The organism is Deinococcus sp. QL22 (assembly GCF_023370075.1).
Lineage (GTDB): Bacteria > Deinococcota > Deinococci > Deinococcales > Deinococcaceae > Deinococcus.
Genome location: NZ_CP097149.1, coordinates 2,630,234 through 2,650,527 on the forward strand (window position 1 = coordinate 2,630,234; position 20,294 = coordinate 2,650,527).

Consider the following 20,294-nt stretch of genomic DNA (forward strand, 5'->3'; position numbering starts at 1 on the left):
GAGGATAGAACCTGTTCAAGAGTATGAATTCTTTGCTTTGAAATCCCTTGACCCGGCCTAACGCAACGGCTCTCGCGTGGCCTGCTGCAAGCCAGTGCGGTCAGTCAGGATAATTCGGCGGTAGCCCAAATCCAGCAGCCCACGGGTGCGGAAGTCGCCCAGCAACTTGGTAATCGTTTCACGGGTGCTGCCGACCACATGGGCCAGATCTTGATGAGACACGCGCTCGCGCAGAGCCAGCGTACCGCCTTCGGGCCAGGGGCCTTCGCGCTCGGCGAGATTCAGCAGGGCCAACGCCAACCGCTGCGACACTTCCAGAAACACCAATCCGGCCAGCCGTTCCTGCACGCCCCGTGTCTGGCGCGTGACCTGTTCGGTAAGGGCCACGCCCACGGGCGGGTAGGTACGGGTCAGGCGAGATAAGGTTTCCTGGCCGATCATTAGGGTTTCGGTGTCGTCCATCGCCTCGGCATATACGCCGTAGCGTTCGTTGTGCAGCAGAGTAGAGGCTCCGAGCAATGCGCCCGCGCCGTGGACGTCCAGCGTGACCTCGCGTGCGCCGGAACCAAGGCGGTACAACCTGACCGTGCCGCGCGTCAGCAGGTGCAGCGTTTCGGCGGGGTCTTCGGGATGAAACAGCAAACCGCCCCGCGCCCAGCGCCCTACCCGTCCTGCTGCCACCATCTGCGCCTGAGCGTCTGCGGGCAAAACTCCAAAAACACCGGGCAACATGCCCCGCAGTATGACGCAAGCGGGGCCGGAAGTTGCCGGGGGTATCTGGGGGGCCGCCCAAATTGGTCACTCGCCAGCTGCGCCCTTTACAATCTGCCCAGCATGACCAACGCCCGCCCCGCCGAACCCTCCACGCCCACCCCCGCCGATTCCGCTCGTTTGGATCTGTTCGGGTTGCCGCTGGACGTGATTTCTCTGGACGCCACCTTGGATTTGTTGGGCGAGTGGATGTTCACGCAGTCCCGCGCCCCGCACACCGTGGTCACGCTGAACCCTGAATTGATCGTGCAGTCGCGCAGCCACCCCGAATTTGCAGGCGCGGTGCAGATCGCTGATCTGGTGACCGCAGACGGCGTGGGCATCGTGTACGCGGCCCGCCAACTGCACGGCGTAGAAGTACCGCGTGCGCCCGGGTTCGACATCGTGGCAGGCCTGATGAAACGGCACGGGGCCGACCTGCGGGTGTTCTTCCTCGGTGCAAAACCCGGTGTGGCGGAAGTGGCCGCCCAGAATGCCGCCCGCGACTACGGGATTACGGTGGCAGGCGTCCATCACGGCTATTTTGATCTGCCCGAAGACCAGCGCGTGGCCGACTTGGTGGGGGCCAGCAACGCCCATTTAGTTCTGACCGCGATGGGCGGCGGGCGGCAGGAAACCTTCAACCAATACTGGCGGCAGGTGCTCAATGCGCCTGTGCTGATCGGTTGCGGCGGCGTGATTGACGTGCTGGCCGGAACCGCTGACCTTGCCCCCGCATGGACGCGCCGAATGGGCGTGGAATGGATCTGGCGCGTGGTGGGAGACCGCAAACGCTGGAACCGTGCGCCTCGGTTGGCGCAATTCGTGCGGCTGGTGCGGGCTGAGAAGAAGCGGTTGGGACGGTAAGGCGCTTGGTGGGGCTGAGCGCGAAGGGCGTCTCAGGGTCGAGGGTCTGAGGAACGGCAATCGCTGACACCCCCTCCCACTTTCCTCCGGGCTGTACCAGTCAGGGGTGAGGAGTTAAACAACACTTCCAGCCCTTTGCCGTTAGCCCTCGCCCCTTGTGGGACTCGTAGAGCTGCACCGCAGAGAGGGGCGCTGGAAAACAGCGTGGTGGCTCGCAGCGCTTCTTGGTCAGAACGGACTGTCGTCACAAACGGACTCGCATGAGCAAGCCATTCCTCCCCATGAGGACGCCTGGCCGCTGCGAAGCAGAGGGGGAGGGGGCGATTCTGCAACGCCTCCGCCCCAGCACCTTAGACCCTCGACCCTTAGAGCCCCCTTCCCCCGTCCTCACCTCACGGACAGGCCCGTTCCAAGTTGCCTATACTGCCCCCATGTCCCTACTCGACATGATCGGCCCCGTGATGATCGGGCCGAGCAGCAGCCATACCGCTGGCGCTTGTCGCCTCGGCTTGGTGGCACACCACCTATTGGGCGAGGCTCCACGCACCGCCCGCATTGGCCTGCACGCCAGCTTTGCCAAAACGGGGCGCGGTCACGGCACACATCTGGCGTTGGTGGCCGGCCTGTTGGGATTCCTGCCCGACGATTCGCGCCTGCCCGACGCCTTTGCCGAAGCCGAGAAAGCGGGTTTGAAGGCCGAGTTTCATGATGTGGACTTGGGCGACGTGCATCCCAACACGGCCCAAATTGACCTGAAGGGCGACACCGGGAGCGTGACGGTGATCGGCAGTAGCACAGGCGGCGGCATCATCCGGGTCGGCAGTGTGCAGGGCTTCAAGGTGGATTTCGACGCCTCTCAGCCCACGCTCTTGCTGCGTTACGTGGACACCATCGGCGTAATTGCCCGCGTTGCCACCACCCTTGCCGCCGATGGAGCCAACATCGCCGCCCTGACCTGCGCCCGCGAAAAACGGGGCGGAGACGCACTCTTAGCAATCGAACTCGATCAGCCCCTCAGTGATCCTGCCCTGAACTTTGTGCGGGCTTGGTCGGGTATGGCTTGGACGCGGATGCTGCCGAAGCTGATGGATGGGTAGGAACGGCTCGTGGAGATGTGAAATGAATCTCTGTCTTTGATTCCAGAGTTCAAAACCCCTAATTTCTCTGCCCAACTGCGCCATTCCCCCGTTCCACAATCCACGCACCACGTTCCCTCCGAAGGAGTTTCCCTAATGCTGACCCTCACCGACCTGATGAACGCCCCGGCCCCCGCTTCCGGCTGGGTTTTGGCGCAAGACTGCGAGGAAACGGGGCTTGACCCGGCTGATATTCGTGCCGAAATGGCCCGGCGAATTGGCGAAATGCGGGCCAGCATAGAGCGGGGGCTGAGCAGCGACGCCAAAAGCATTACGGGCATGGTGGGCTGGAATGCCAAGGGGCTGTGGGACGCACCCGACGCCCTGAACGCCCCGCTGATTCGCCGGGTGCAGGCCTACGCGATGGCCGTGAACGAGGAAAACGCCCGCATGGGCCGCATCGTCGCCGCCCCCACCGCCGGAAGTGCCGGAACCATTCCCGGTGCTTTGCTGGGCGTGGCCGACCATCTGGGCATTCCCGATGAACGGTTGGTAGACCCCATGATTCTGGCAGCAGGCGTGGGCAAAGCCATCAGTAAACGCATGTTCATTTCGGGTGCGGCGGGTGGGTGTCAGGCCGAAATCGGCTCCAGTGCGGCAATGGCAGCGGCGGCAGTGACCGAACTCTTGGGCGGCAGTCCCCGCGCCTGCATCCACGCGGCCAGCCTCGCCCTGATGAATACCATCGGCCTCGTATGCGACCCGGTAGGTGGCTATGTAGAAGTGCCCTGCGTGAGCCGGAATGCCTTTTTTGCCGTTCACGCCGTCAGTGCGGCGCAGTTGGCGTTGGCGCAACTGGAATCCTTCATTCCGCCCGATGAAGTGGTGGGTGCGATGGCCCAAGTTGGCCGAATGATGCCCGCCCAACTGCGCGAAACGGCGGAAGGTGGCCTGGCCCAGACGCCCACTGGGTTGGCCGTAACTGCCCGAATGGAAGGCCGCCAACCTGACGAGGGCGGCGGCATGATCGAACTCCCGATGGCATAGGGGAGAGGGTTAAGCGGTGCGGGCGCGGCGGCTTGAGCGTTGGCCGAGCAAGGCTCCGGTGTAAGTGAGGGCGGCGGTCAAAGCGGATTCCAGAAGCATCCAAAGATTGAACTGGGTTGCGGTCAAATCCAGGGTGATAGGTGGGGAGACTCCCCACGGCCCATCAAATTCAACGGCTGCCGGAGCGGAGATGAGGGCCGCCCAAACCGTATCCAGCAGCGGGAGCATAAGAAAAGCCAGCGCGATAGCCAACGGTGCTATGCGGGCGCGTCCAGCTCCGAAACCAATCAGGAGCCATAGCGCGACTACGCCAGAAAAATACAGTGGTGTATAAGTCCGAATAAATGTGCCCACTGCGTTGGTGTCGACGTGCATACTGACTCGGCTTGCCAATATTCCAATCAGCGTAAATAAGCCGCTAAAGGCTGCTGCACACGCCAAGGCCACTAAAAACCCCGGCAGATGTTCCCGCCAAGCAAATAACTGCGCCGCCTGCTGAGTCTCTCGCGCCCACTCGGGATCACTCACCGCTTCGGCTTCGTTGTGCATGGCGTCCTTCCAAGCTTTAGGCTTCATGTCAACGCTCCTTTGAAAGAGGCTGCCCCCTCCGGCTGCTCCTGCGCAAGGCTTATTCCGCTGGCGGTCAGGGTGTAGATGTGCCGGGGCGGTTTGCCGGGATGCGGCGAGGCTTCCCATTCGGCGTTCAGGTGCCCCTGCTCATGCAGCCGTTTCAAGATCGGGTACAGCGTGCCACTTTTGAGGTCGGTGGCTTTGCTGAGATCGTAGCCGTGCATGGGTGCGGGGTGCGTGTGCAACAGCGTCTGCAGCACGGCGCGGGTATGAGGGCTGGAGTTGGGAGAGCGGGGCATATCGTATATCAACATATGTAGAGTTTGAAGTCGAGTCCCTGTACCTTTGGTCATATTGGCCTGCCGACTGCTTTACAGTACCCAGCATGACCGCCAACCATCCCGCCGAAGTTGCCGCCCACTACGCCACCGAACAGCATTTACGAACCCGGATCGAGACCCATCGGCGTTACACCGTCGGCCCCGATCTGGAAGCCAGCTTGGATGAATTGCTGCGGCTGAATGGGCAAGAAGCCTTGCTGGACGTGGGCACGGGGCCGGGGGAGTTTCCGGGAAGGTTGCGGGCGCAGGGGCATCGAGGCCGACTGGTAGGCGTGGATTTGTCGGCGGGCATGGTGGAACAGGCCAGCGCCCATCAGCCCGGTGTGGAATTCGTGCAGGCCAGCGCCGATGCGTTGCCCTTTGCTGACGCCACGTTTGATGTGGTCACGGCCCGCCACATGCTCTACCACGTGCCGAATGTGGCCGCTGTCCTGACAGAATTCCGGCGCGTGCTGAAGCCGGGTGGCCGCTTTCTGGCTGTCACCAACGCCAGCACCTACCTATCCGAATTGTGGGCGGCGGTGGCCGAAGCGGCCCTGTCCGAACCGTCGCTGGAGGCAGTGCGGGCCAGTCGGGGCAGTTTCGCGGCGGCCTTTTCGGAACTGAACGGGGAAGCGTTGGTACAGGATACGTTCGGCCATATCGGAGTCAGTTTTTCGCACAGTGCGCTGGTGTTTCCAGACGCTCAACCTGTGCTGGATTACTTGGCCTCGCTTCCGTCATGGCACAACCTATCCGGGCCCGAGCAGGAGCGCGGGCGGGCGGCACTGGGCCAGGTGCTGCGGCCCCTGCTGCAAGATAGCGGCTGGCGAGTGTCTAAAACGTTGGTGTTTCTGCGTGCCAGCAAATAGTTCTTAGACGGAGGCTCCCAACCCCAACGCCGCCCGCAACTCCTGGTGCGTGTGCAGAATCCGGCTGGCCCCCGCTGCGGTCAGGGCCGCCGCGCCGCTGGGGTGAGCATGGCCGCCCGCCAACAGGCCCCAGACTGCTGCGCCCGCCGCGACTCCGGCCAGTACACCTGTGGCGCTGTCTTCTATCACCACGCAACGTTCTGGCGTTACGCCTAACTGTGCGGCGGCGTGCAAGTACAAATCTGGCTGGGGCTTGCCGCGTCCGCCCACGCTGGCCGGGTCATAGGCGTGCTGGCCCACCAATTCGGCTAGTCCCGCCGACGCCAATTTCAGATGCAGGCGGGTGCGTTCGCTGTTGCTGGCAACGGCAAAAGGCAGCCCCGCCGCGTTCAGGGCGTCCAGCGTTTCCCGCGCTCCCTCTATGGCGGGCACGGCCTGAAACGCCGCCGCCAACCGCGCATCCATCACGTCTGTAAAGGTGTCGGGGCGCTGCCAGCCGTGATCGGTGGACAGCCAATCAAAGAGGGCGGCATGCGTGGTGCCCACCGCCCGCGCCATAAAGTTCTCGCGGTTCATGGTCAGGCCATGCTCGGCCAGCAGATCGACCCAGACGTTGGCGGCCAACAGTTCGCTGTCTACCAGCACGCCGTCCAGATCGAATAGCACGGCGTCGATTTCGGGCTTCATACGGACTTGCTCCGCTTCCCAACTTTCCGGAAAAGCACCGAAAAGTCGTCCATCTGCACCATTCTGTCCTTTTTGCTTCTCCTTCCAATCGGATTCGTCTTCGACTCATCGCAATTTATTCTCATTCGGTGTCGCTCTCTGGCCCGGTTTGCCAGCCCGCCAGAATGTGAATGTGGGTATGAAACACCACCTGCCCGCCGCCCTCGCCGCAGTTCACCACGAAGCGGTAATCGTCGGCCTGCTCGCGGGCCACCTTCACCGCCGTCAGCCACAGGCGGCCCATTTCGGCGGCGTCGGTAATGTCGTCCACGCGCTCGGTATGCCGCTTGGGAATCACCAACAGATGAATCGGCGCTTTGGGCGCAATATCCCGAATGGCAATAAAATCTTCGTCCTCGAACACGATTTCCGCCGGAATCTCGCGGTCAATAATTCGCTCAAAAATGGTGCGTCCACGGTTGGCGGTCATGTGGCTAGCTTAGCGGGCTGGGGCCGGGGGCGTCATGCCGTCTGTTGCCGAGTGATCCAAAAGCAGTCCAGGCGCATATAGCCCTACGAGAACAGAACGCCACCCCCGGTGGAACGCCCTTTCCGCAATCCTCACTTCCTGAACGCTCCGAGCCTCATAGCTCAGGCGTCCAGCAGGTGCTTTTGCGCCCCTTTCTAGGAGAAACTGCCATGACCCACCTTGACCTTCAGACCGAACAGATTCCCGCCGCCGACCAGACCTCTATGAACCGCCGCAGCCTGCTCGGAGCGTTGGGCAAGGCCGGATTGGGCGCTGCCGCATTTGGGGCGCTGGGTTCGACCAGCCTCGCCGCGCCCGCCAAAAACATAGACGCCGACGTGCTGAACTTTGCGCTGAACCTCGAATACCTCGAAGCCGCGTTCTATCTGGCCGCCGTGGGCCGCATCAACGAACTGCGTGCCATCGGCGGAGACGCCGAAATCCGGCTGCCCGCTGGCCTAGACCGCACCACCGGAATGCAGTTCAAGGATTCCACCGTGCAGGCCTTTGCGCGTGATATTGCCGAAGACGAACTGGCCCACGTCAAACTGCTGTACGGAGCCTTGGGCAAGGGAGCCGTCCGCCGCCCCGTCCTCGACCTGAGCGCCGCCTTCAATGCCGCTGGGCAGGCCGCCAGTGGTGGGGCCATCAAGGGCTTCAACCCCTACGCCAACGATCTGTTTTTCCTGCACGGCGCGTTTATTTTTGAAGATGTGGGCGTCACGGCCTACAACGGCGCGGCCACGCTCATCACCAACCCTTCCTTCCTTCAGGCCGCTGCCGGAATCTTGGCCGTGGAGGCCTACCACGCCGGAGCCATTCGCGCCCTGCTGTACCAACAGCGTCAGGTCACGGCGGCGGCGGGCCTGTACGTGGGGCAGGTCGTGGGGGCCATCAGCAATCTGCGCGGCAAGGTCGGCGGCGGCAAGGATGCGGGCCTCAGCGACGCGAGAGGAGCCATCATCGCGCCCACCGACAAGAACGCTGTGGCTTATGCCCGCAGCACCCGCGAAGTGCTGAACATCGTGTACCTCGCGCCCAACGCCAGCAAGGGTGGCTTCTTCCCCAATGGTCTGAACGGCAGCATCAAGTAAGGTTGGAAGGGGTGAGGATTGCGCTGGCCTAATAGGGTGCAAACCCCAGAGCTGAAGACTCAGCCAGAGCGCCAAGCCTAAACCAAATCTGTCCACTCTGGGCCGTTCCATCACTGGGGCGGCCCGCCTTGTGGTTCAGCCTTCCCGCCTTTGCACTTCCCTCATGCGCCGCCTTGTCCCGGCCCGTTCACGGCAAACTCTGGGCATGAGCCGCAAGAAGACTTCCCTCAAACGACTCTTGCCCAGGCGGTTGCTCTTGGTCGCTGGGCTGGCTGCCCTGGTGGGTCGCCGCGCCCTGAACACGCCCGCAGACCTGACCGGAAAATCGGTGCTGATCACGGGCGGATCGCGGGGGCTGGGGCTGGCGCTGGGCCGCGAATTTGCCGCACGGGGCGCACACCTGACCTTGATGGCCCGCGACGCCTTAGAGCTCGACCGCGCCGCCGCCGACCTGAGGGGCCGGGGTGCCCGCGTGATCACGGTGGTGGGAGACGTGACGGTAGACGCCGACATTGCCCGCGCTCTGGACGCCGCCGAAGCCGAATACGGACGGCTGGACGTGCTGGCGAATGTGGCAGGCATCATCCAGACCGGGCCGCTGGCGAACATGACCGAGGCCGATTTCCGCGAGATCATGGAAATCAATACTTTTGGGCCGCTGAAAATGACCCGCGCCGCGCTGCCCTTGCTCCGGGCCGTGCGGGGGCGGGTGCTGCTGGTGGCCTCGGTGGGCGGCAAGGTGGGCATTCCGCACCTCGCGCCGTATTCGGTCAGCAAGTTTGCGCTGGTAGGACTGGGGCAGGTGTTGCGGGCAGAACTGGCACAGGAAGGCATCACCGTAACCACCGTCTGCCCCGGCCTGATGCAGACCGGAAGCGCCCGCAACGCCACCGTGAAGGGCCAGCACGCCCGCGAATACGCTCTGTTTGCCACTCTGGACAACTTACCCGTGATCTCTATGGCCGCCCCCGAAGCCGCCCGCCGCATGGTGAATGCCACCGTGCGCGGCGACGCTGAAGCCATGATCGGTGGGCCAGCCGTGCTGCTGCGAACCGCGCAGGCCATTGCTCCGCAACTCACCGCCGATCTGATGGCTCTGGGCAACCGTTTTTTGCCCCGGCCTACGCCCAGTGACCGGGGTGTGATGGGCAAACATGCCGAGAGCCAGATCACCCAGAAGAACCCGATCAAGCGGGCGGCAGAGGCCGAATTTAACGAGTAGGGGAGCGCCGTCTGGGCCGAAACTCTGGCTCTCCGTCCTCAATCCCGCTGTTACTCCTGCGCCCGCCACCAATGGTCAAACGGGGTTACAGGCACGGTGCGCTTGTGCCCGGTTTGCCTGTACAGGCGCTCTAATTTGGCCGACACGTCCCCCCCCACTTCGTGGCCCTCCAGATAATCGTCGATCTGGGTGTAGGTGAGGCCCAGCGCCACCTCGTCGGGCAGACCGGGGCGGTCATCCTCCAGATCCGCAGTCGGCACCTTGCGCCAGGTGCTTTCCGGTGCGCCTAAATGCTGAAGCAGCGCGGCTCCCTGCCGTTTGGTCAGCCCGGTGAGGGGCGTCAGGTCTACGCCGCCGTCGCCGTACTTGGTAAAAAACCCGGTCACAGCTTCGGCGGCGTGGTCGGTCCCCACCACCAACAGTCCTTCCTGCCCAGCCAGCGCGTACTGCGCGGTCATGCGTTCGCGGGCCTTGATGTTGCCGCGAACAAAGTCCCGCAGGGGCAGCCCCAGAGCGTCGGCGGCGGCCTGGGCGCTGGCCTCTGCTGCGGGCTGGATATTCACGGTCACGCAGCGGTCAGGCCGAATAAAATTCAGCGAGGTCTGGGCGTCGGCTTCATCGGCCTGCACGCCGTAGGGCAGCCGCACGGCCAGAAAAGAGCAGGTGCCGCCCGCCGCCCGAACCTGCTCGGCGGCCAGTTGGCACAGACGGCCCGCCAGGGTGCTGTCCTGCCCGCCGCTGATGCCCAGCACGAAGCCGAACGCCCCGGAGCTGTTCAGATAGGCGGCCATAAAATCTACACGGCGCTGGACTTCCGCAGCGGGGTCGATGCCGGACTGAACGTGAAGTTCACGCGCAATGTGGCGTTGCCGGGACAGGGTGTCGGGCATGGGCGGAGTATGCCATGTCAGGCAGATTCCTGGCCCACCGCATGTTGAGCAAACCGTAGGACTTGCCCGGTTCAGAGAGTGGTATCTAGTGCATTTGACAGAAGGACAGGTGCCATTTTCCTGTTCTTCTGTCCGAACAAAGTGAGTGAATTTTCCGCGCTGCTCTAGTGCTGACCGAACGGAGGAAGTGCCTGTGCGTGCTGGGCAAAATGCCCGCCTCAGAAGTCTCTGTTCTGACGGACTTTTGGTCTGCCCACGGCCAAGTGAACGAAAAATTGAGAAAAGCGTCACAATTACCACGATCGGCCCTCTACACTTTTCAGGCTATGACCCAACCCTCAGCTCGTTCGCCTGTAGCCGCTCCCCCGGCTGTGGCGGTAGACGCCGCTCTAGACCAGCTTGGCCTGGGCCGATTCCAGTGGAGACTGCTGCTGATCTGTGGCCTGACCTGGGCCGCCGACGCCATGGAAGTGCTGCTGATGGGCTTCGCGCTGCCCGGCATTAGTGTGGAATTCGGGTTGGCGCGGGGTTCGGCAGACGCCACGATGTTGCTGACCGCCACGTTTGCGGGAATGCTGGTGGGCGCCCTGTTCTGGGGCTGGTTGGCCGACCGGATCGGGCGGCGCACCGTATTTCTGATCACGGTCATGCTGGGCGTGGTCTTTGGACTGCTCGGCGCAGTGTCGCCCACCGTGGCCCTGCTGGTCGTGGCCCGCTTTCTCACCGGATTTGCCATCGGGGGCACGCTGCCCGTGGACTATTCGATGATGGCTGAATTTGTGCCGACAGCCTGGCGCGGGCGATTTTTGGTGTATCTGGAGTCGTTCTGGGCGCTGGGCACGGTGCTGGTGGCGGCGCTGGCATGGTGGCTTAGCACCGTGTTTCCTCCTCAGGAGGCGTGGCGCTGGCTGCTGGCCGCCGCTGCCCTGCCGGGACTGATCGGTCTGGTGGCCCGCTTCGGCATCCCCGATTCCCCGCGCTCGCTGCTGAGCCGGGGCAAGCCCGCCGAAGCCCGGGCCGCTCTGATGCGGGTGGCCCAGGTCAACGGGGCCGTGTTGCCCGATGTGCCGTTGCTGGCTCCACCGCCTGCGCCCCCGGTCACGCCTGCCGCGCTGTTCCGGGGAGCCATGCGCCGCCGCACCGTCCTGCTGGCGCTCGTCTGGTTTGGCCTGAGTCTGGGGTATTACGGTATTTTTTCGTGGCTGCCCAGTTTCCTGCGGGCACAGGGTCTCGATCTGGGCGCGGTCTACCGCACATCGCTTCTGCTGGCCCTGGCCCAGATTCCGGGTTATGTGCTGGCCGCTTACCTCGTCGAGCGGATTGGCCGCCGCGCCACCCTGGTCGGCTATCTGGCCGCAAGTGCAGTTGGGGCTTACCTGTTTTTGCTGGCGGGCACACCGGGAGCGGTGCTGGCGACTTCTGCCGCCCTGTCGTTTGCGCTGCTGGGCGCTTGGGGTGCGCTGTACGCCTATACCCCCGAACTGTTTCCCACGCCGCTGCGAACCACGGGCATGGGTTTTGTCAGCGGCATGGCCCGGTTGGCCAGTGTGCTGTCGCCCAGCGTGGGGGCCATGCTTCTGACCGGGAATCTGAGCGTGGCCCTGACCCTGTTCGCCGTCTGTTTTGCGCTGGCTGCCATCTGTGCCTGGGCCATCGGGGTAGAAACGCGGGGTCAGCGCCTGCCGGAAGCCGTGGTATGACCAAAAGTCGTATGACCGCAAACCGCCGTGTAGCCGCAACCTGCCCCAGAAAGGAAGGCCTGTCATGATGGGTTCTGTCATGCCTTCTCTGTCGCCGTTGCTGACCGACCTGTACCAGCTGAACATGATGCAGGGCTACCACCATCACGGGCTGCACACCCACGAGGCGGTGTTCGATCTGTATTTCCGCCGCCTGCCCTTCGAGGGCGGGTACGCGGTCTGGGCCGGATTGGAACCCCTGATGGATACGCTGCAAGACCTGCGTTTTGCCGAAGCCGATCTGGCCTACCTGGACACGCTGAACCTGTTTTCCCCCGCTTTTCTGTCCGCCTTGCGGGGCTGGCGCTTCAGTGGGCAGATCGAGGCTTTCCGCGAGGGCCGGGTGGTGTTTGCGCACGAACCTCTGCTGACCGTGACCGCGCCCCTCTGGGAAGCGCAATTGATCGAAACCATGCTGCTCAACACCCTGAATTTTCAGACGTTGGTGGCGACGAAAGCGGCCCGCTGCGTGCAGGCGGCGCAGGCCAGCCCCTACGGCGGTCAGGTGGTGGAATTCGGCGCGAGGCGGGCGCAGGGGCCGGATGGCGCGGTCAGCGCGGCGCGGGCGGCCTTTGTGGGCGGCGCGACTGGAACCAGCAACGTGGAGGCGGGGCGGCAATTCGGGCTGCCCGTCACAGGCACCCATGCCCACGCCTGGGTCGAAAGCTTTCCCACCGAACTCGCTGCTTTCCGCGCCTATGCCAGCCTTTATCCAGACAGCACCACCCTGCTGCTCGATACTGTGGATACCCTCCGCAGCGGCCTGCCCAACGCCCTGACCGTGGCCCGTGAACTGCGCGAACAGGGCCACGAGTTGCGCGGCGTGCGGCTGGACAGCGGCGATCTGGCTTATCTGTCGCGCCACATCCGGGCGGCGCTGGACGAGGCGGGGTTTGGAGGGGTGCAGATTGTGGCCAGCAACGATCTGTCGGAGTCGGTGATCGCCGGAGTGATTGCCGAGGGGGGCCGAATCGATGTGTACGGCGTGGGAACGCAACTGGCGACGGCGGGCGGCAGAGGCGGCGGCGCGCTGGGCGGCGTGTTCAAACTGGCAGCGCTGCAAGGCGTTCCCAAAATGAAGCTGACGGGCGACCCGGCCAAGTCCAGTCTGCCGGGGTCGAAGCACGTCTGGCGGGCCACCGATGAGGCAGGCACCCTGATGCTGGATGTGCTGACGCTTGGAGAGAAGCCGCAAGTGGGTCAGCGGGTCAGCGATCCCACCAACCCGCTGCGAGCAACGGTTCTGGAGGCCAGTGTGCAGTGGGCCAATGCCCGTGAGGTGGTCATGCGGGACGGTCGGCGCACCTTCGCACCTGAGTCGCTGCGGGCCGTGCAGGCGCGTGCCCAGGCCGAACTGGCCTGTCTGCCTGCGGGCACGCGCCGCCCGCTGAATCCACACACCTACCGCGTCAGCCTGGGCGGCGATGTGGCGGCCCTGCGGGATCAGGTCGCGGAAGGCCTGCGCGGTCATCTGGGCCAATGAGTGCCGATGGCCCGCGTGTCATCAGCAAGGTAAATGCTGGAGTGCCTGCCGTCTTCGTGGGCCGGTTTCAGCCGCCGCACGCCGCACATGTCGCCACCATCGTTCAGGCGCTGGGGCAAGCGCCACGAGTGCTGGTGTTGGTGGGCAGCGCCAATCTGGCCCGCAGCATCCGCAACCCCTTCAGCGCCCCCGAACGTGCCCAGATGCTGCGCGCGGCCCTCAGGGAAGCGGGAGCCGATCCCTGTCAGGTCACGTTCCGCGCCTTGTCAGACCACTTTGATGCAGATCGCTGGGCCGCCGATGTGCGCTGGCAGGCTGCGCAGGAGTTCGGCCCGGCTCAGGCTGTGGCGCTGGTCGGCTTTGAAAAGGATGCGAGCACCGCCTATCTGCGCTGGTTTCCCGGTTGGTCGCGTCTGCCCGTGCCCGAAGTGCCGGGTCTGAACGCCACCGATACTCGCGCCGCCCTGTTTGAGGGCTTGCCCCTGCCCCCCAGTCTTCCCGAATCGGTGCGGGCTTTCCTGACCAGATTCGCCCTCACCCCGGCCTTTGCCCGCCTGCACGCCGAATGGCAGGCTGTCCGGCAACTTCAGGCGGCCCTGCCAGTCGGGGCGTACTTGCACGAGGAGCGCTGGGTGCGCCTGACCGCCCAGCACATCTGGCTTCAGACCCGCACTCAGGCGATTGGGCGCGGCCTGTGGGAGTTGCCGGGGCGGGTGCTTTCGCCGGGGGTTCAGCTGGGGGCCGTGGCCGACGCTGTGTTTGATCACCCGGCCCGGTCACTGGTGGCGCACACCACCGCCCACGTCTACCGGGCCGATCCGCCGCCCGAACCACGCTACGCCGCCTCGCGTCCGGTTCCCCTGACCACTGCTTTGGCCCGCCCACGACGCTTTTTTGAGGATCATCACGTTATTCTGGGCCGGTTTCTGGAGGACGCAGACTTCTGACACCCTGTACAGGCGTCAGCTTTCCGCCCAAGACTTCGGCCCGCAACCGTGCCAGCGCTGCGCCGTCCGTCTGCCTCAAAAAGTTGCGCCACGCCACTTCGCGCAGCAGGTCGTCAAACCATGAAGCGGTCTGGGTGCGGCGTTTGGCGGCAATGTCTACCGTAGACGTGTAGGCCTGCACCGCTTCCCACACGCTGTCCACGCCTGCTCCAGTCAGTGCCGAGGCCTGCACGACGCGGGGTTGCCATACGGCGCTGTGGGGCGTCAGCAGACTCAGGGCCGCCGTCAATTCCGACTGGGCGCGGTTGGCGGCCTTCGGGTCTGTGTCGGCCTTGTTCACCACGCACACGTCGGCCAGTTCCATAATTCCGCGTTTGATGCCCTGCAATTCATCCCCGGCATTGGGTAGGGTTAGCAGCACGAACAGGTCGGTCATGGCGGCCACCTGCGTCTCGGATTGGCCCACGCCCACCGTTTCCACGAGTACCACGCCGTAGCCCGCCGCCTCGCACAGCAGCAGGGCTTCCCGCGTGCGCCGCGTCACCCCGCCCAATGTGCCCCCGCTGGGGCTTGGCCGAATAAAGGCATTCGGATGCACCGTCAGGCGCGGCATCCGGGTCTTGTCGCCCATGATGCTCCCGCCCGTACGGGCGCTGCTGGGGTCTACGGCCAGCACGGCGACCCGGTGGCCCGCATCGGCCAGTTGCACGCCCAGCGCCTCTATAAAGGTGCTTTTGCCCACGCCCGGCACCCCGGTCAGACCCACGCGCACGGTCTGTTTGGCCTGCTCTGCGACCTCGGCCAAAAGCTGTTGCGCCTGCGCCTCGTGCTCGGGGCGCGTGCTTTCGGCCAGCGTAATAGCCTGTGCCAACGCCCGCCGATTTCCAGCCAACAAGGGCGCGGTCAGGGGATGGGCGGCGGGCGGCATAGGGGCAGAGTATAGGGCGTGTGGGACGCTGGGAATTAGATCTGAACTCCGACCTCTACCGCGTGCAGATCCCTCGTTTCAACAAATCGGGATTCAGTCCTGGCAACCTCTGCAACTCCTGATTCCAACCGGGGCGGCGCGTACCGGATTCGGCCACCTGACGGCCCGCCGCGTCGTATTCGGTGGTCACGTTGTATAGCAGGCCGATAAATCCGCTGGCACTGGCTTTGGCAAAGCGCAACCGCCCCACCGCGTCGTAGTAGCCGGTAAAACTCTGGGAATTGTCTGGATAGAAGCGCTGATACTGCACCAGCCTCGGCGTGCCTTTGGTGTCGGCCCAGACTTTCAGCATGGGAATACTGTCGCGTCCTGCACAACTTCCCGTCACCTTCACCGCTTTCAGGCCGCCACTTCGCTGAAGCTGCCGCACCTGCGCCGTTTCACGGGCCACTGCCACACGCGCTGCGTTCTGGGCCGTCTGTTGGGCAGAAGACTGGGCCGTTTTGGTTGGAGTTGTGGCGGCAGTGGCGACGGCAGCCATCACGCAGGCCGTGAGCGCAAACGCAAGAGGCCGGATCATGCTCTGGTTTTATCCTGCCGGAGTGAGGGTAGGGCTGAGCTTGGCTGAGTGTGGGTTTAGCTCAGGGGAGGGCACCCTAACCCCCACTTTCAGCGGCCCGAATCAGCCGCAGGACTTCCCGCGCACTGGTCAGGATCGGGGTGCCGGGGCCGAAGATGCCCGCCACGCCTGCCGCCCGCAGCGCCGCGTAATCCTGCTGGGGAATCACGCCGCCCGCAATGACCTGAATATCGCCCGCGCCCTCGGCCTTCAGGGCGGCGATCAGGTGCGGAATCAGCGTCAGGTGGCCCGCTGCCTGAGAACTGACGCCCACCACATGCACGTCATTTTCAATGGCCTGCCGCGCGGCTTCCTCCGGCGTCTGAAACAGCGGGCCGACGTCTACGTCAAAGCCCAAGTCCGCAAAGCCCGTGGCGATCACCTTCGCGCCCCGGTCATGGCCGTCCTGCCCCATTTTGACCACCAGCATTCTTGGGCGGCGGCCCTCGGCTTCGGCAAAGGCTTCAATTTCGCCTTGTAGGGCGGCAAAGCCCTCGTCTCCGGCGTAGCCCTGCGCGTATACGCCCGACAGGGTACGAACTTCGGCGGCGTGGCGGCCCCAGACCCGCTCCAGTGCATCACTGACCTCGCCCACGGTGGCGCGTGCCTCCATGGCGGTCACACTGAGGGCCAGCAGGTTGCCCTCGCCCGTGCGTGCGGCGTCTTCCAATGCGTCCAGCGCGGTCTGCACGCCTGCTGCATCCCGCTGCGCCCGCACCCGCTCCAGCCGCGCAATCTGAGACAGGCGCACGGCAGCGTTGTCTATGTTCAGCACGTCTACGGGGGTGGGTTCGCTGGGGCGGTACTTGTTCACGCCCACGATCACGTCCTCGCCCCGGTCTATGCGGGCCTGTTTGCGGGCCGCCGATTCCTCAATTCTCAGCTTGGGCACGCCCGATTCGATGGCCTTCGCCATGCCGCCCAACTCTTCCACCTCGCGCATCAATTCCCGCGCTTTGTCGGCCAAATCCACCGTCAGTCGCTCCATCAGGTAGCTGCCGCCCCAGGGGTCGACTACGTCGGGAATGCCCGTTTCCTCCTGTAATACCAGTTGCGTATTGCGGGCAATGCGGGCCGAAAAGTCCGTGGGCAGGCCAATCGCCTCGTCAAAGGCGTTGGTGTGCAGGCTCTGCGTGCCGCCAAACACCGCCGCCATCGCCTCTATGGTCGTGCGAACCACGTTGTTGTAGGGGTCTTGCTCGCTGAGGCTCCAGCCACTCGTCTGGCAGTGGGTTCGCAGGGCGCGGCTCATGGGGTTTTTGGGCGCAAATCCGGCCATAATTTCGTCCCAGAGCAGGCGGGCGGCCCGCAACTTGGCCACCTCCACGTAAAAATTCATGCCAATTGCAAAAAAGAAGCTCAGGCGCGGCGCGAATTCGTCTACGTCCAGCCCTTTTGCTAGAGCGGCCCGCACGTATTCCAGCCCGTCGGCCAGCGTGTAGGCCAGTTCCAGCGCGGCATTGGCCCCGGCCTCCTGCAAGTGGTAGCCACTGATAGAAATAGAGTTGAACTTGGGCATCTCGCGGGCGGTAAACGCAATGATGTCGGCCACGATTCGCATACTGGGCGTGGGCGGATAGATGTAGGTATTCCGCACCATAAATTCTTTGAGAATGTCGTTCTGGATGGTGCCCGAGAGCTGGGCACGCGGCACGCCCTGTTCCTCACCCGTCACGATGAAGGCGGCCAGCACAGGTAGGACAGCCCCGTTCATGGTCATGCTGACCGACATTTCATTCAGCGGAATGCCGTCAAACAGAATCTTCATGTCTTCCACGCTGTCTATGGCCACGCCCGCCTTGCCCACGTCGCCCACCACGCGCAGGTGGTCGGAGTCGTAGCCCCGGTGGGTGGCTAGGTCGAAGGCCACGCTCAGGCCCTTCTGTCCGGCGGCCAGATTGCGGCGGTAGAAGGCGTTCGATTCCTCGGCGGTGGAAAAGCCCGCGTATTGCCGAATCGTCCACGGGCGCTGGGCGTACATGGTGGCGCGGGGGCCACGGGTGTAGGGCGGCAGTCCGGGCAAGGTGTCTGCGCCATTCGGTAAGTCGGCCCGCGTATACAGCGGTTTGAGAACCAATCCTTCGGCAGTCGTGCGGTTCAGCGTGTCGGGGTCTGCGCCGCGCAAATCCTTGCGGGCCATTGCCTTCCACGCCCCTAGATCGGTGCTGGAATCGGTGGGGGTGGTCATGGTGGAAGCCTCCGTATGCAGACATGATGCCACGCGGAACCTAACGGGCGTTTGGGATGAAGCAGGGAACAGGGGAGAAGTCGAGCCGCCCTACCTATTGTTCAAACATTTACATTGTGGGATTTCACTAAGCCGACGCCAATGCTTCAACGGCTAATGGCAGACGATCTCATCAGGCGTTTGGCTGCTTCTCTATGAACAGCCTGCCTAATGTTCTGCCCCGGAGGTTTTGCCATGTTGAAATCCTATTCTTTGCGTTTTGCCGCTCTCGCCGCCATTTCCCTGACCCTCGCCAGTTGCGCCCCCAGCATGATGGGCACGCCCGCCACCACGCCCGCCGCCCCTGACATCAACGCTGGCCTGAACAGCTTGCAGCGCCTGACCGTGGCCCAGCCCAGCCCCACCGCTGTCGCGGGCGGCCTGACCCTGACCAGCCCGACGTTTACCAATGGCGGCGTGTATCCCGGCGAGCATGTCGCCAACGGCTTTGGCTGTACTGGCCCCAATACCAGCCCCGCGCTGAACTGGACGGGTGTGCCCGCCGGAACCCAGAGCCTCGTGCTGACCAAGTACGATCCTGACGCACCTACAGGCAGTGGCTTCTGGCACTGGAGCGTGTACAACATTCCCGCCACTGCCACCGGACTCGCGGCGGGTTCAGGCAACACGGGCGGCACGCTGCCTGCCGGGGCGCTGCAACTGAACCATGATGGCGGCGCACCCGGCTTCGTGGGAGCCTGCCCACCCGTGGGCGACAAGCCCCACCGCTACGTTTTTACGCTGTACGCCCTCAGCAAAACGCTGGATGTGCCCGCCACCGCCAGCCCCGCGTTCCTCGGCTTCAATCTGAACGGGATCACGCTCGCCAAAGCCAGTATCACTGCTTTTTACAGCCGCTAAACAGGCTTGACTTCGGCCCCTTCCAGCGTTGGGAGGGGTTGCCTCCTTGCCCCTGATTCTGCCTGAATCTAAATTGTACTGGGTGTTCTGTTCCCCGCGAAGGTGAGGAATGTTAGACTAGGCGGCGTGAGTGTTCCCGCCCAACCTGATTCCATTCCTTCCCGTGCCGTCAAGCTGGCCCCCAGCATCCTATCCTGCGATTTTTCCCGGCTGGGAGAGGAACTCTCGGCTATTTCCGGGGCCGATTACGCCCATGTGGACGTGATGGACGGCGCGTTCGTGCCCAACATCAGCTTTGGCCTGCCCATTCTGGCAGCGGCGCGGCGTTCCAGCCCCCTGTATATGGATGTTCACCTGATGATCGAGCGTCCTGAACGCTATTTGCGCGACTTTGCCGAAGCGGGAGCCGACGGTATCACGGTGCATGTGGAGGCCACCCAGCATATTCACCGCACCCTGCAATCTATCCGCGAACTGGGCAAGCGGGCGGGCGTGACCCTCAATCCCGGTACGCCGCTGGAAGCCGTTCGCCCCGTGCTGGCCGACGTAGATCTGGTGTTGGTCATGAGCGTGAATCCGGGCTTTGGCGGTCAGAAATTCCTGTCGGCCAGCCTGGAACGGGTGCGAACCCTGCGCCACTGGTTGGATGAACTGGGGAGCGACGCAGAAATAGAAGTGGACGGTGGTGTGACTCCGGCCAATGCCCGCGCTCTGGCTGAGGCGGGCGCAACGGTGCTGGTGGCCGGAAGCGCCGTGTTTGGGCCAGACGGCGGCGCGGCGGGCCTGGAACGCCTGCGGGCGGCCCTGATATGAGGCTGCGTGTAGATCTGTTGCCACACGGCAATTACCCCGATGTGGTGCTGGTCATTGATGTGCTGCGGGCCACCACTACCGCCGTCGCTTATCTGGAACGTGGTGCAGATGCCCTGCTGCTCACTTCCTCACCCGAAGTGGCCCTGAACTTGCGCTCCGAACAGGCAGATTCCGGCCTGCTCCTAGGGGGCGAACGGGGCGGTCTGCCTATTCCCGGTTTCGATTTCGGCAACAGCCCCGTCGAGGCAGCGGCGCAGAACTTTACGGGCAAAACGGTGGTCATGAACACCACCAACGGCACCGGAGCCGCCCACACCGCTGCCCAGACAGGCAAGCACATCTTGCTGGCGGCCCTGACCAATGCCCACGCCGCCGCCCGCCGCGCCCGCGCCATTGCCACCGAGGAAATTGCGCTGGTGTGCGCCGGAACCGACGAACGCGTGAGTCTGGAAGACGTGTATGCAGCGGGAGTGCTGGCCGAATATCTGCTGGCTATGGGTGAATTCACCATAGACGACGGCGCACGCATTGCCCTGACCATGCGCCGCAACGCTGGAAACCCGATAGAGGCGCTGGGCAGTGCCGGACACGGAGCGCGGCTGGCCAGCCTCGGCCTAGGCGAAGATGTGCGCTACGCCGCGCAACTCAGCACCAGTACGCTGGTGCCCACGCTGGCCGACAGCAGCGACCTGGAAGGCGCATTGCGGTTCGTGGCAGGCTGACCCGACTGAGGGTCTGCTGACCCTTCCCCGCGCCCAGACCCGTTACCCTGTT

21 protein-coding genes are annotated in these 20,294 nt (G+C 64.0%); 12 read left to right on the plus strand and 9 right to left on the minus strand.

The genetic code is table 11. From position 1 onward, the window contains the following. Nucleotides 1-57: 57 nt before the first annotated feature. Complete coding sequence (locus M1R55_RS13160; protein ID WP_064014464.1) at nt 58-732, minus strand: Crp/Fnr family transcriptional regulator; 675 nt, start codon at nt 730-732, stop codon at nt 58-60. A 102-nt stretch (nt 733-834) separates the two neighbouring features. On the opposite strand from M1R55_RS13160, the gene M1R55_RS13165 reads away from it, so the two are divergent. The 3 genes from M1R55_RS13165 to sdaAA all read left to right on the plus strand — a co-directional run bounded on the left by M1R55_RS13165 (nt 835) and on the right by sdaAA (nt 3,740). Beyond that, nucleotides 835-1,617 (plus strand): WecB/TagA/CpsF family glycosyltransferase, encoded by a 783-nt coding sequence (locus M1R55_RS13165; RefSeq protein ID WP_249392199.1) that lies wholly within the window; start codon nt 835-837, stop codon nt 1,615-1,617. A gap of 431 nt (nt 1,618-2,048) precedes the next feature. Further along, nucleotides 2,049-2,714 carry an L-serine ammonia-lyase, iron-sulfur-dependent subunit beta gene (gene sdaAB, locus M1R55_RS13170; protein ID WP_249392200.1) on the plus strand — a complete coding sequence of 222 codons (666 nt, stop codon included), beginning with the start codon at nt 2,049-2,051 and terminating at the stop codon, nt 2,712-2,714. A 135-nt stretch (nt 2,715-2,849) separates the two neighbouring features. Next, nucleotides 2,850-3,740 carry an L-serine ammonia-lyase, iron-sulfur-dependent, subunit alpha gene (gene sdaAA / locus M1R55_RS13175; RefSeq protein WP_249392201.1) on the plus strand — a complete coding sequence of 297 codons (891 nt, stop codon included), beginning with the start codon at nt 2,850-2,852 and terminating at the stop codon, nt 3,738-3,740. 9 nt (nt 3,741-3,749) lie between these two features. On the opposite strand, the gene M1R55_RS13180 is transcribed toward sdaAA, so the two are convergent. Beyond that, nucleotides 3,750-4,316, minus strand: coding sequence for a hypothetical protein (locus M1R55_RS13180; RefSeq protein WP_249392202.1), 567 nt, complete (start codon nt 4,314-4,316; stop codon nt 3,750-3,752). Beyond that, the gene (locus M1R55_RS13185; RefSeq protein WP_249392203.1) at nt 4,313-4,624 is read right to left on the minus strand and encodes a PadR family transcriptional regulator; all 312 of its coding nucleotides are present in this window, start codon (nt 4,622-4,624) and stop codon (nt 4,313-4,315) included. Before M1R55_RS13185 ends, M1R55_RS13180 begins: the two co-directional genes overlap by 4 nt. Before the next feature lie 71 nt (nt 4,625-4,695). Here M1R55_RS13185 and M1R55_RS13190 point away from each other — a divergent pair, with 71 nt between their 5' ends. Beyond that, nucleotides 4,696-5,502, plus strand: coding sequence for a class I SAM-dependent methyltransferase (locus M1R55_RS13190; RefSeq protein ID WP_249392204.1), 807 nt, complete (start codon nt 4,696-4,698; stop codon nt 5,500-5,502). Between the two features lie 3 nt (nt 5,503-5,505). Here the strand turns inward: M1R55_RS13190 and M1R55_RS13195 are convergent, their stop codons facing one another. Both M1R55_RS13195 and M1R55_RS13200 read right to left on the minus strand, forming a co-directional pair. Then, a complete protein-coding gene (locus M1R55_RS13195) occupies nt 5,506-6,189 on the minus strand; it encodes an HAD family phosphatase (RefSeq protein WP_249392205.1) in 684 nt (227 codons plus the stop codon). A gap of 121 nt (nt 6,190-6,310) precedes the next feature. After that, nucleotides 6,311-6,658 carry a histidine triad nucleotide-binding protein gene (locus tag M1R55_RS13200; RefSeq protein WP_249392206.1) on the minus strand — a complete coding sequence of 116 codons (348 nt, stop codon included), beginning with the start codon at nt 6,656-6,658 and terminating at the stop codon, nt 6,311-6,313. 209 nt (nt 6,659-6,867) lie between these two features. On the opposite strand from M1R55_RS13200, the gene M1R55_RS13205 reads away from it, so the two are divergent. Both M1R55_RS13205 and M1R55_RS13210 read left to right on the plus strand, forming a co-directional pair. Continuing rightward, nucleotides 6,868-7,791 carry a ferritin-like domain-containing protein gene (locus M1R55_RS13205; protein WP_249392207.1) on the plus strand — a complete coding sequence of 308 codons (924 nt, stop codon included), beginning with the start codon at nt 6,868-6,870 and terminating at the stop codon, nt 7,789-7,791. Nucleotides 7,792-7,996: 205 nt separating this feature from the next. Next, a complete protein-coding gene (locus M1R55_RS13210; protein ID WP_249392208.1) occupies nt 7,997-9,013 on the plus strand; it encodes an SDR family oxidoreductase in 1,017 nt (338 codons plus the stop codon). Nucleotides 9,014-9,063: 50 nt separating this feature from the next. Here the strand turns inward: M1R55_RS13210 and nadE are convergent, their stop codons facing one another. Beyond that, nucleotides 9,064-9,903, minus strand: coding sequence for an ammonia-dependent NAD(+) synthetase (gene nadE, locus M1R55_RS13215; RefSeq protein WP_305880265.1), 840 nt, complete (start codon nt 9,901-9,903; stop codon nt 9,064-9,066). Between the two features lie 326 nt (nt 9,904-10,229). Between nadE and M1R55_RS13220 the strand changes: the two genes are divergently transcribed. From M1R55_RS13220 to M1R55_RS13230, 3 genes are all read left to right on the plus strand, one after another. Beyond that, nucleotides 10,230-11,603, plus strand: a complete 1,374-nt coding sequence (locus M1R55_RS13220; protein ID WP_249392209.1) for an MFS transporter — start codon at nt 10,230-10,232, stop codon at nt 11,601-11,603. A 79-nt stretch (nt 11,604-11,682) separates the two neighbouring features. Then, nucleotides 11,683-13,125: a nicotinate phosphoribosyltransferase gene (locus M1R55_RS13225; RefSeq protein WP_249394215.1), complete on the plus strand. Its 1,443-nt coding sequence runs from the start codon at nt 11,683-11,685 to the stop codon at nt 13,123-13,125. Next, nucleotides 13,122-14,072: an adenylyltransferase/cytidyltransferase family protein gene (locus tag M1R55_RS13230; protein ID WP_249392210.1), complete on the plus strand. Its 951-nt coding sequence runs from the start codon at nt 13,122-13,124 to the stop codon at nt 14,070-14,072. Before M1R55_RS13225 ends, M1R55_RS13230 begins: the two co-directional genes overlap by 4 nt. Here the strand turns inward: M1R55_RS13230 and meaB are convergent. The 3 genes from meaB to scpA all read right to left on the minus strand — a co-directional run bounded on the left by meaB (nt 14,035) and on the right by scpA (nt 17,807). Beyond that, nucleotides 14,035-15,000 carry a methylmalonyl Co-A mutase-associated GTPase MeaB gene (gene meaB, locus M1R55_RS13235; protein ID WP_249392211.1) on the minus strand — a complete coding sequence of 322 codons (966 nt, stop codon included), beginning with the start codon at nt 14,998-15,000 and terminating at the stop codon, nt 14,035-14,037. The genes M1R55_RS13230 and meaB overlap by 38 nt on opposite strands. 55 nt (nt 15,001-15,055) lie before the next feature. Further along, nucleotides 15,056-15,580 (minus strand): hypothetical protein, encoded by a 525-nt coding sequence (locus M1R55_RS13240; RefSeq protein WP_249392212.1) that lies wholly within the window; start codon nt 15,578-15,580, stop codon nt 15,056-15,058. A gap of 76 nt (nt 15,581-15,656) precedes the next feature. Next, nucleotides 15,657-17,807, minus strand: coding sequence for a methylmalonyl-CoA mutase (gene scpA / locus M1R55_RS13245; protein ID WP_249392213.1), 2,151 nt, complete (start codon nt 17,805-17,807; stop codon nt 15,657-15,659). 234 nt (nt 17,808-18,041) lie between these two features. Here scpA and M1R55_RS13250 point away from each other — a divergent pair, with 234 nt between their 5' ends. From M1R55_RS13250 to M1R55_RS13260, 3 genes are all read left to right on the plus strand, one after another. After that, nucleotides 18,042-18,707 (plus strand): YbhB/YbcL family Raf kinase inhibitor-like protein, encoded by a 666-nt coding sequence (locus tag M1R55_RS13250; protein ID WP_249392214.1) that lies wholly within the window; start codon nt 18,042-18,044, stop codon nt 18,705-18,707. Between the two features lie 126 nt (nt 18,708-18,833). Beyond that, a complete protein-coding gene (rpe, locus tag M1R55_RS13255; RefSeq protein ID WP_249392215.1) occupies nt 18,834-19,520 on the plus strand; it encodes a ribulose-phosphate 3-epimerase in 687 nt (228 codons plus the stop codon). Continuing rightward, nucleotides 19,517-20,242, plus strand: a complete 726-nt coding sequence (locus M1R55_RS13260; RefSeq protein ID WP_249392216.1) for a 2-phosphosulfolactate phosphatase — start codon at nt 19,517-19,519, stop codon at nt 20,240-20,242. Before rpe ends, M1R55_RS13260 begins: the two co-directional genes overlap by 4 nt. Nucleotides 20,243-20,294 lie beyond the last annotated feature (52 nt).